The 10,932-nt window shown below is 70.1% G+C and carries 7 protein-coding genes; 2 read left to right on the forward strand and 5 right to left on the reverse strand.

Annotated features, from left to right (window positions below):
- Positions 1-156: 156 nt before the first annotated feature.
- The 4 genes from QH270_RS17155 to glgP form a co-directional block, all read right to left on the reverse strand.
- Complete coding sequence (locus tag QH270_RS17155; protein ID WP_280343322.1) at positions 157-717, reverse strand: DoxX family protein; 561 nt, start codon at positions 715-717, stop codon at positions 157-159.
- A 178-nt stretch (positions 718-895) separates the two neighbouring features.
- Positions 896-1,306: a hypothetical protein gene (locus QH270_RS17160; protein ID WP_280343325.1), complete on the reverse strand. Its 411-nt coding sequence runs from the start codon at positions 1,304-1,306 to the stop codon at positions 896-898.
- Between the two features lie 64 nt (positions 1,307-1,370).
- A complete protein-coding gene (locus tag QH270_RS17165; RefSeq protein ID WP_280343328.1) occupies positions 1,371-2,732 on the reverse strand; it encodes an NCS2 family permease in 1,362 nt (453 codons plus the stop codon).
- Positions 2,733-2,830: 98 nt separating this feature from the next.
- On the reverse strand, positions 2,831-5,401 hold the full coding sequence (glgP, locus tag QH270_RS17170; protein ID WP_280343331.1) for an alpha-glucan family phosphorylase: 2,571 nt from the start codon (positions 5,399-5,401) through the stop codon (positions 2,831-2,833).
- A gap of 90 nt (positions 5,402-5,491) precedes the next feature.
- Between glgP and QH270_RS17175 the strand changes: the two genes are divergently transcribed.
- Together QH270_RS17175 and glgB are read left to right on the forward strand one after the other, a co-directional pair.
- Positions 5,492-7,492, forward strand: a complete 2,001-nt coding sequence (locus tag QH270_RS17175) for an alpha-1,4-glucan--maltose-1-phosphate maltosyltransferase (RefSeq protein WP_280343334.1) — start codon at positions 5,492-5,494, stop codon at positions 7,490-7,492.
- Positions 7,492-9,648: a 1,4-alpha-glucan branching protein GlgB gene (glgB, locus tag QH270_RS17180; protein ID WP_280343337.1), complete on the forward strand. Its 2,157-nt coding sequence runs from the start codon at positions 7,492-7,494 to the stop codon at positions 9,646-9,648. The genes QH270_RS17175 and glgB overlap by 1 nt, the downstream gene beginning before the upstream one ends.
- A 2-nt stretch (positions 9,649-9,650) precedes the next feature.
- Here the strand turns inward: glgB and QH270_RS17185 are convergent, their stop codons facing one another.
- On the reverse strand, positions 9,651-10,736 hold the full coding sequence (locus tag QH270_RS17185) for a class I SAM-dependent methyltransferase (RefSeq protein WP_280343340.1): 1,086 nt from the start codon (positions 10,734-10,736) through the stop codon (positions 9,651-9,653).
- Positions 10,737-10,932: the final 196 nt, after the last annotated feature.

Genomic DNA, 10,932 nt, shown 5'->3' on the forward strand with positions numbered 1-10,932 from the left:
CCCCCCCCCCCCCCCCCCCCCCCCCCCCCCCCCCCCCCCCCCCCCCCCCCCCCCCCCCCCCCCCCCCCCCCCCCCCCCCCCCCCCCCCCCCCCCCCCCCCCCCCCCCCCCCCCCCCCCCCCCCCCCCCCCCCCCCCGCGACGTCTGCCGCCAGCTGTCAGAGCGCCCACTTGAGGATCAGCGTGAGCACCGCGGTGACGACGGCCAGCGCCACCGCGGCCGCACCCCACACGACGCCGTGGCGCGCCCACGGCCGTCCGGCGTCGAGCGAGTAGGCGCCCGGGCCGGTGAAGGCGAGCACCGCCGCGACGACGGCGAACAGCAGCGGGGTCGAGAAGCCGGTCACGGTGGGGTCGGCCGGGAAGAGCCCGCCGCTCCACAGCACGTTGATCGCGTTGATCATCGTGCCGAGGACGATGGCGGCGGCCAGCGGGGTGAACAGTCCGACGACGAGCAGGAGCCCGCCGACCAGCTCGGTGAGCCCGGCCAGGGTGCCGAAGAGCGCCCCGGGGTTGTAACCCATGGCGTCGAAACCGGTCTGGGTGGCTTGCAGGCCATGGCCGTTGAACCAGCCGAAGAGCTTCTGAGCGCCGTACGCGGCCATCAGACCGCCGAAGCCGACGCGGAGGACGAGCAGGCCGATGCCGCTGGCATCGAGCGCGTCGACGGTCTTCGTGGTGATTGTCGAGGGAGTGGTGCGGGTAGCGGTGTCGGTCATCGTGTCCTCATCTGCGATTCGATACATGCCCGCAACCGGACCACGGTCCGGTTGCCTGTCCGTGCACAACCCTGGGCCCGGGCCAACTATTTCACGAGCCCGCCCCGAGTTCTGTGACGCTGGTCACGAAAAGACGAAAAGGCCGCCCCGAAACGGGGCGGCCTTTATTGGTGACAGGTCACCAAGCCATGGTCGCGTAGCTGACCAGTTCACTCTCCGACTCCTGCGACAGCTTCCAGGTGCCGTCGATGTCCTTCCAGGTCACCGGGATCGGGTAGGTGTAGTCGCCGAGGCGGCTGTTCAGGGTGGCCGAGAGGGTGTCGCCGTCGACGGTCACCGGACCCGAGACATCCCAGCTGTACCCGGGGATGCGGTTCACGGTGTCGCGCACCACGGCCAGGCTGCCCGCGTTGCCGGACTCGAGCTCGGCACCGGAGCCGTTCATGGCGGCCTGCAGCTTGCCCTGCAACTCACCGGGCGACGGCGTGGCCGGCGCGGCGATGGCGGCGGGGGCGGCGACGACGGCCGCGGTGACCGGCGCGAACAGGGCGGCAACCGCCATCGAGGCGGCGAAGAGCGAGCGCTTCATGGATAAATCTCCTTCGAGCTTGGCTAGGCTAGCCTAAGTATAGGCATACCTATGGTGCGGACACCTACTCGACGAGGAATGCGAAGTACCCGAGGAACAGCACCATCAGAATCCACATCGCCGGATGGACCTCTTTGGCCCGGCCCCTGGCGACCATCACGATCGGGTAGAAGATCATGCCCATGGCCAGACCGTTGGCGATCGAATAGGTCAGCGGCATCATGATGACGGTCAGGAAGGCGGGCACCGAGTACTCGAGGTGCTGCCAGTCGATATCGCCCAGCGCGCGCGACATCAACACGCCGACCACGATCAGCGCGGGCGCGGTGATCTCGGCCGAACCGGCGATCACCGAGAAGATCGGATAGCAGAACATCGCGAGCAGGAACCAGCCCGCCGTCGTCACCGCGGTCAAACCGGTCCGGCCGCCAGCCGACACACCCGCCGTCGATTCCACGTACGCCGTGGTGGTCGAGGTACCGATGATCGCGCCCGCGGTGGTGCCGACCGAGTCGGCGGCCAGGGCGCTCGCCGCGCGCGGCAGGGTGCCGTCCTTGTTCAGCAGTCCGGCCTGGTTCGCGACGCCGATGAGGGTGCCCGAGGCGTCGAAGAAGTCGACGAACAACACCGTGAGCACCACGACGATCATCTCGCCGGTGAACACATCGGGCAGGTGGATGATCGCCTGACCGAAGGTCTGATCCAGCCCCTTGGGCAGTTCCGCGATACCGCTCGGAAGGTCGACCAGCCCGGTGACGATGCCGAGGATCGTGGTCGCCACGATGCCGTACAGCACCGCGCCGTGCCAGCCGCGCACCAGGAAGATCACCGTCATCACCAGGCCGAAGATCGCCAGCAGCGTGGTGCCCGCGGTGAGATCGCCGAGGGTGACCAGGGTCGCGTCGCTGTTGACGACGATGCCCGCGTTCTTCAACCCGAGGAACGCGACGAACAGCCCGATACCGGCGCCGACCGCGAATTTCATCTGCAGCGGGATGGCGTTGAGGATCTTCTCCCGGATCTTGGTGATCGCGAGCACGAAGAAGATCACGCCCGAGACCAGCGTGCCCGACAGCGCGACCTGCCACGGGATGCCCATGCCGAGCACGACCGTGTAGGCGAAGAACGCGTTGAGACCCATGCCGGGCGCGAGCGCGATCGGGTACCGCGCCCAGATGCCCATCACCAGCGTGCCGAACACCGCGGCCACCGCCGTCGCGGTGAACACCGCCTGCATCGGAATGCCCTTGTCGCCCAGGGCGCCCTCGTCACCGAGGATCGACGGATTCACCGCCAGCACATAGGACATCGCGAGGAACGTGACCGTGCCCGCCATGATCTCGCGCCGATAGGTGGACCCGCTCGACGTGACACCGAAGTATCCGTCGATGCGCCGTCTGGCGCGGGTTACGAGATCGCTGGCCATGACTCTCCAGTCCGCGGATTCAAAGAAGAAGGATGCGAGGGAACGTTAGCGGAAAGTTCACTGAATCGAATAACCCGCGACGCCCGATACAGCGCAGGTCACGCGCCCGCCACCGCCACCAGCCCCAGCTCGGCGTCCGAGGCGAGCAAGACGTTGTGCGGCAGCACACGCACGGTGTAGCCGACCGCGCCCGACAGTGGCACCGGCGAGCGCACCTCGTACCGCTCGATGCCCTCCTCGGAGCCGGTGTGCGTCATCTCGACGGTGGTGGTGTCGGAGAGGTCGTCGGTCGGTGACACCCGGCCGAGCACCGCCTGCACCACCACGTCCGAGGGCGCGAGACCACCGAGTTCGATCCGCGCGCGCAGTTCCAGTTCGGCGCCGATCACCGGGGTGTCGGGCAGCCCGGAGCTGTCGACCTGGGCGACCCGTACCGCGGGCCAGGCCGCCTCGACGCGCCTGCGGTACTCCGCGACCCGCGCCGCACCGGCGAACTCGTCGGCGCCGGCGCGGCCGAAGGCGGCGGCCGCCGGTCCGTAGTACAGCTCGGCGTAATCGCGGACCATGCGCGAGGCCAGCACCTTCGGGCTGGTGGTCTGCAGGGTGTGGCGCACCATCTCGGTCCAGCGGACCGGCACGCCGGCGGCGTCGCGGTCGTAGAAGCGGGGCGCGACGGTGCGCTCGACGAGTTCGTAGAGCGCGGCGGCCTCGAGGTCGTCGCGGCGGTGCTCGTCGCGGACACCGTCTGCGGTGGGGATGGACCAGCCGTTCTCACCGTCGTACATCTCGTCCCACCAGCCGTCGCGAATGGACAGGTTGAGCCCGCCGTTGAGCGCCGACTTCATGCCGGAGGTCCCGCACGCCTCGAGCGGGCGCAGCGGATTGTTCAGCCACACATCGCAACCCCAGTACAGGTAGCGGGCCATCGACATGTCGTAGTCGGGCAGGAAGACGATGCGGTGGCGCACCGCCGGATCGTCGGCGAACCGCACGACCTGCTGGATCAGGGCCTTGCCGCCGTCGTCGGCGGGGTGGCTCTTGCCCGCGACCACCAGCTGGACCGGCCGCTCGGGGTCGAGCAGCAGCGCGCGCAGCCGTTCGGGATCGCGCAGCATGAGGGTCAGGCGCTTATAGGTGGGCACGCGGCGGGCGAAGCCGACGGTGAGCACGTTCGGATCGAAGACCTCGTCGACCCAGCCGAGTTCGGCCTCGGCCGCCCCGCGCTGGTGCCAGGACTCGCGCAGCCGGCGGCGCACCTCGTCGATCAGGATGCCGCGCAGGGTGTTTCGCGTCGACCACAGCTCACCGAGGTCCACGTCGCTGAGCTTCTCCCAGCCGCGCGCCTCCTCGACCAGCTCGGGCCCGACGTGTTCGCGGGCCTTGTCGATCCATTCGCGCGCGGCCCAGGTGGGCGCGTGCACGCCGTTGGTGACCGACCCGATCGGCACCTCGGCGGCGTCGAAGCCCGGCCACAGCCCGGCGAACATCTCCCGGCTGACCTCACCGTGCAGCCGCGAGACGCCGTTGGCGCGCTGAGCCATCCGCAGACCCATGTGCGCCATGTTGAACACCGAGGGATCGGATTCGCGCCCGAAGGCCAGGATGCGGTCGACGGAAAGACCTGGCAGCAGCGCGGATTCGGACTCACCGTGCGCGCCACCGAAGTAGCGGCGCACCAGCGGCATCGGGAACCGGTCGATCCCGGCGGGTACGGGGGTGTGCGTGGTGAAGACGGTCCCGGCCCGCACGGTGGCCAGCGCGGTGTCGAAATCCAGTCCACCCGCGACGAATTCGCGAATCCGCTCGACACCGAGGAAACCCGCGTGGCCCTCGTTCATGTGGAACACATCGGGATCGGGCAGGCCGTTGGCCCTGGTGTAGGCCCGCACCGCGCGCACCCCGCCGATCCCGGCCAGGATCTCCTGCTTGATCCGGTGATCCTGGTCACCGCCGTAGAGCCGGTCGGTGACCGCGCGCAGTTCCGGATCGTTCTCGGCGATATCGGAATCCAGCAGCAGCAACGGAATCCGGCCGACCTGCGCGATCCACACCCGCGCCCGCAGCACCCGCCCCTCCGGCATCCCGACGTGCACGAGCACCGGCGAACCGTCGCTGGTGAGCAGCCGCAACGGCAGCCCTTGCGGGTCCAGTGCCGGGTAGTGCTCCATCTGCCAGCCGTCGGCCGAGAGCGACTGCCGGAAGTAGCCCGAGCGGTACAGCAGCCCGACGCCGATCAGCGGCAGCCCGAGATCGGAGGCCGCCTTGAGATGGTCACCGGCGAGGATGCCGAGCCCACCGGAATAGTTCGGCAGCACCTCGGTGACGCCGAACTCCATCGAGAAGTAGGCGATGCCGGCGACGGTGGTCCCGGTCTGCTCCTGGAACCAGCGCGGCCGGGTCAGGTAGTCGGCCAGCCCGGCGGCGGCCGCGTCGACGCGCGCGGTGTAGGCGGGGTCGGCGGCGAGCTCGTCGAGCCGCGCCGCGGGCACCTCGCCCAGCATGCGCACGGGGTCCTGGCCGACGGAACGCCACAGCTCGGGATCGAGCTCGGCGAACAGGTCCTGCGTCGGGCCGTGCCACGACCACCGCAGGTTCGTCGACAGCTCGCCCAGCGCGGCGAGCCGCTCCGGCAGATGGGCACGGACAGTGAACCGACGGAGTGCCTTCACCAGCCGAACACTAATGGATAGCGTCGGCGGCGGCTGCCCGGACGCGTGCGTCTGCCGCCACCCGGCCGCCGGATCCAGTAGGTTTGTGCGGTGACCGGCCGGATTGCCATCGATGACATCGCCCCGTCGATACCCGGCGGCCGCCCGGCGAAGGCGGCGGTGGGCGAGGTGTTCCCCGTGCGCGCCGTCGTATGGCGCGAGGGCCACGACGCCGTGGCTGCGACACTGGCCGTGCGCGCGCCCGGCTCGTCCCGGATCACCCGCATCCGGATGACGCCCGAATACGAACCCGACGTCTTCAACGCGGTGTTCACCCCGCACCTGCCCGGCACCTGGACCTTCCGGATCGAGGGCTGGAGCGACCCGATCGCCACCTGGCGCTCGGCGGTGGAGGCCAAGCTCGCGGTCGGCCAGTCCGCCGCCGACCTCGCCAACGACCTCGAGATCGGCGCCGCCCTGTTCGACCGGGCCGCCCAGGCGGTCCCCAAGAAACAGTTCGAACGGTTGCGCGCCGTGGCGGCCGCCCTGCGCGGCGACGAACAGCTCCCCGCCAGGGTGGCGCCCGCGTTCAGCACCGAGGTCGCCGAGATCCTGCGCGCGACGCCGCTGCGCGAGCTGGTCACCCGCGGCGCCCAGCACGCGGTGTTCGTGGAGCGCCGTCGCGCGCTGGTCGGCTCGTGGTACGAGTTCTTCCCCCGCTCGACCGGCGGCCGCGACGCCGACGGCGAGCCCGTACACGGCACCTTCGCCACGGCGGCCAGGGAGCTGCCGCGCATCGCGGGCATGGGCTTCGACGTGGTGTATCTGCCGCCCATCCATCCGGTCGGCGAGATCAATCGCAAGGGCCGCAACAACACCCTCACCACCGAGCCGGGCGATGTCGGTTCGCCGTGGGCGATCGGCTCGGCCGACGGCGGCCACGACGCGATCCATCCACAGCTCGGCACCGAGGCAGATTTCGTCGAATTCGTTTCCACCGCAAGTGAACTCGGCTTGGAAGTGGCGCTCGATCTGGCCCTGCAGTGCGCGCCGGACCATCCGTGGGTGCACTCGCATCCGGAGTGGTTCACCACCCTGCCCGACGGCACCATCGCCTTCGCGGAGAATCCGCCGAAGAAGTACCAGGACATCTATCCGGTCAACTTCGACAACGATCCCGACGGGATCTACGCCGAGGTGCTGCGAGTGGTGCGGCACTGGATCTCGCTCGGCGTCAACATCTTCCGTGTCGACAATCCGCACACCAAGCCCGCGGACTTCTGGGAGTGGCTGATCGCCGAGGTGCGCCGCACCGATCCCGACGTGATCTTCCTGTCCGAGGCGTTCACCCGCCCCGCGCGCCTCTACGGCCTGGCGCGGCGCGGCTTCAGCCAGTCGTACACGTATTTCACCTGGCGCGTGCACAAGTGGGAGCTCACCGAATTCGGCTACGAGCTGGCCGCCAAGGCCGACGAGGCCAGGCCGAACCTGTTCGTCAACACGCCCGACATCCTGCACGAGAGCCTGCAGCACGGCGGGCCGGGCATGTTCGCCATCCGCGCCGTCCTGGCCGCGACCCTCGGACCCACCTGGGGCGTCTACTCCGGGTTCGAGCTGTTCGAGCACGAGGCGGTACGTCCCGGCAGCGAGGAATACCTGAACTCGGAGAAGTACGAACTGCGGCCCCGCGATTTCGCCGGCGCGCTGGCCAGGGGCGAATCGCTCGAGCCCTGGCTGACCAGGCTCAACGAGATCCGCCGCGCCCACCCCGCGCTCCAGCAGTTGCGCTGCATCCACTTCCATCACATCGACAACGACGCGCTGCTGGCCTACTCCAAGTTCGACCCGGCCTCCGGTGACGCGGTCCTGGTGATCGTGAACCTGAACCCCTACGGCGCCGAACAGGGCCACATCTCGCTCGACCTGCCCGCGATCGGCCGCGAATGGCACGACCATCCGGTGGTCTTCGACGAGGTCAGCGGTGAGGAATACCACTGGGGCCAGCACAATTTCGTGCGCCTGGACCCCGCGCGCGCCGTCGCGCACATCCTGGCGCTGCCCGCCGTGCCCGCCGCCGCCCGCGCCACACTGGCCCACCGCCGGAGCTTCTGATGAAGCGCCGGGACCTGATGCTGCTCGCGGCGGGCACCCACCCCGACCCGCACACCGTCCTCGGCGCGCACCCCCACCCCGACGGGACCGCCGTGCGGGCGCTGCGTCCGCAGGCCGAGACGGTGACGGTGCTGGTCGGCGGGTCGGAGCATCCGCTGAAATCGGTGGGGCACGGCGTCTTCGCCGCCGTGCTGCCCTATCCCCGGATCGACGACTACCGCCTGCGCACCACCTATCCGGGCGGGCAGACGGTACTCGCCGCCGACGGCTACCGCTTCCTGCCGACGGTCGGCGAATTCGATCTGCACCTGATCGGCGAGGGCCGCCACACCCGGCTGTGGGAGGTGCTCGGCGCGCACCCGCGCCACTACACCACCCTCGACGGCGACGTCGACGGCACCTCGTTCGCGGTCTGGGCCCCGAATGCCAGGGGCGTCACCGTGTTCGGTGATTTCGATCTGTGGGGCGGCGCCTCGGCGCCGATGCGCGCGCTCGGTTCGTCCGGGGTGTGGGAGGTGTTCGTGCCCGGTGTCGGGCCTGGCACGCGCTACAAGTACCGGGTGCACTGCGCCGACGGCCGCGTCGTCGATCATGCCGACCCGCTGGCGTTTTCGACCGAGGTGCCGCCCGCGACGGCGTCGGTGGTCACCCGCGCCGACTACCTGTGGACCGACGGCGCCTGGCTCGACGCCCGCGCCACCACCGACGCCACCCGCGCCCCCATGAGCGTCTACGAGGTGCACCTCGGTTCGTGGCGGCCCGGCCTCGGCTATCGCGAAATGGCCGAGCAGCTGGCCGATTACGTGCGCGCCACAGGCTTCACCCATGTCGAATTGCTGCCCGTCGCCGAGCACCCCTTCGGCGGTTCCTGGGGCTATCAGGTCACCTCCTACTACGCCCCGACTTCCCGCTTCGGCAGCCCCGACGATTTCCGCTACTTCGTCGACCACCTGCACAACGCCGGCATCGGCGTCCTGCTCGACTGGGTGCCCGCGCACTTCCCGCGCGACGAGTGGGCGCTGGCGCGCTTCGACGGGACCCCGCTCTACGAGCACCCCGACCCGCGCCGCGGCGAGCAACTCGACTGGGGCACCTACGTGTTCGACTTCGGCCGCAACGAGGTGCGCAACTTCCTCGTCGCCAACGCCGCCTACTGGATCGAGGAGTTCCACGTCGACGGCCTGCGCGTCGACGCGGTGGCCTCGATGCTGTACCTGGACTACTCCCGGCCCGAAGGCGGCTGGGAGCCGAACATCTACGGCGGCAGGGAGAACCTCGAGGCCGTCGACTTCCTGCAGGAGCTCAACGACACCGTGCATCGCACGTACCCGGGCGTGGTCACCGTCGCCGAGGAGTCGACCACCTGGCCCGGCGTCACCCGCGGCACCGATGTGGGCGGGCTCGGTTTCACCATGAAGTGGAACATGGGCTGGATGCACGACACCCTCGGCTACCTGGGCCGCGACCCGATCCACCGGTCCTGGCACCACAACGAGATGACCTTCTCCCTGGTCTACGCGTGGAGCGAGAACTACGTGCTGCCGATCAGCCACGACGAGGTCGTGCACGGTAAGGGCACCCTGTGGACCAGGATGCCCGGCGACGATTTCACCAGGGCGAGTGGCGTGCGCGCGCTCCTGGCCTACATGTGGGCCCACCCCGGCAAGCAACTGTTGTTCATGGGGCAGGAGTTCGGCCAGTTCCGCGAGTGGGACAACGACCGCGGCCTGGACTGGCACGAGCTGGAGAACCCCCTGCACCAGGGCATCTCGACCATGGTCGCCGACCTCAACCGCGCCTACCTCGCACACCCGGCGCTGTGGAGTCAGGACACCACGCCGGGCGGGCACTCCTGGATCGAGGCCGACGACAGCGCCGCCAATGTCTTCGCCTTCCTGCGCTGGGGCTCCGACGGCGGCGCGGTCGCCTGCGTGTTCAACTTCTCCGGCTCCACCAGGGCGAACTACCGCGTCGGCCTGCCCGCGGCCGGGAGCTGGCGCGAGATCCTCAACACCGACGCGGCCGAGTACGGCGGCTCGGGCATCGGCAACCTCGGCGCCGTCACCGCCGACGACACGGCATGGCACGGCCGCCCCGCCTCCGCCACCGTCACCCTGGCTCCGCACAGTGCCGTCTGGCTTGCCGCCGACCGCTGACCTCAGCCTTTGCTCGCCACGTAGTAGGTGTTGAGCGGATCGCCGTCGACCTGGTGGGTGTGCACATCGGTGAACCCCGCGTCGGCCAGCATCGACAGCGCCCGCTGCTCGCCCCACACCGTGCCGAGCCCGTCGCCGCCCTGGCCCAGCGAGACCGACATGCAGTGCATCGTCGACACGGTGTAGAGGAACGGGCCGAGCGGGAGATCGGCGTTCTCCTCCAGCCTGCTCGACGCGTGGATGTCGACCATCAGGAAGACGCCGTCGGGGCGCAACGCCTCGGCGATGTTCGCGAGCACCTCGGCGGGATGCGCCTGATCGTGGATCGCGTCGAACACGGTGATCAGATCGCAGGATTCGGGCGCGTGCAGTTCCGCGACGTCCTGCACCACGAACTCCACGTTGGTCAGGCCCATCGCCTCGGCCTCGGCGCGCCCGGCCGCGATCGCGTCGGCGGAGAAGTCGTAGCCGCGGAACCGGCTGGCCGGGAACGCCCGCGCCATCAGGTTCACCGCGTGACCGCTGCCGCACGCGATGTCGGCCACGTCCATCCCCATCAGCAGCCGATCGGTCAGGCCGGGCGACATCGGCAGCACCACGTCGATCAGCGCCGCGTCGAACACCTCGGCGCTCTCCTCGGCCATCAGGGCGTGGAAGCGGGCGTAGTCGTCGTAGGACAGGCCGCCGCCCACCCGGAACCGTTCGACGATCTTGGGCTCGACCTCACCGAGCTGGGCGATGAACTGCATGACGCGAGCCAGATTGTTCGGCCCCGCCGCCCTGGTCAGACTGGCGGCGTGCGCGGGCGGCAGCGTGTACGTGCCGGTCGGCGCGTCATAGCGCACGATGCCCGCGGTGGTGACGGCGCCGAGCCATTCCCGGACGTAGCGTTCATCCAGCCCGGCCGCCGCGGCGAGCTCCCTGCTGGTCGCGCCCGGGTTGGCGGCCATGGTGTCGAAGAGGCCGACCTGGTGGCCCATGCTGATCATCAGCGCGGTGCTCGCGTGGTCGAGCATCTCGATCATCGTCCCGGCGAAGGCGTCCACCTCGGCCTGATCGGGCGCGGCGGCGTGGTCGAGTGAGGTCATCTCGTGCCCCTCGCGTCAGCTCGCGGCGGGCGCCGCGGGTCGACCAGGACATACGGCGAGGGGGGCCCCCGCCGGGGGCCCGGGGGCGCGGGCGGCGGGGGCGAATTGGGTCGAGGAACGGGGGGGGCGGGCGGGGGCGGCCCGCCTGCTTCGGGGCGGCCCCGGTCCAGGTGGTGCGTTCCTCCGGCCAGCGTTT

It is taken from the genome of Nocardia neocaledoniensis (assembly GCF_029868625.1).
Classification (GTDB): domain Bacteria; phylum Actinomycetota; class Actinomycetes; order Mycobacteriales; family Mycobacteriaceae; genus Nocardia; species Nocardia neocaledoniensis_A.

Excerpts from the sequence above, each read along its gene's own strand:
- QH270_RS17155 (WP_280343322.1), bottom strand. The coding sequence starts at position 717 with ATGACCGACACCGCTACCCGCACCACTCCCTCGACAATCACCACGAAG.
- QH270_RS17160 (WP_280343325.1), bottom strand. The coding sequence starts at position 1,306 with ATGAAGCGCTCGCTCTTCGCCGCCTCGATGGCGGTTGCCGCCCTGTTC.
- QH270_RS17165 (WP_280343328.1), bottom strand. The coding sequence starts at position 2,732 with ATGGCCAGCGATCTCGTAACCCGCGCCAGACGGCGCATCGACGGATAC.
- glgB (WP_280343337.1), top strand. The coding sequence starts at position 7,492 with ATGAAGCGCCGGGACCTGATGCTGCTCGCGGCGGGCACCCACCCCGAC.
- QH270_RS17185 (WP_280343340.1), bottom strand. The coding sequence starts at position 10,736 with ATGACCTCACTCGACCACGCCGCCGCGCCCGATCAGGCCGAGGTGGAC.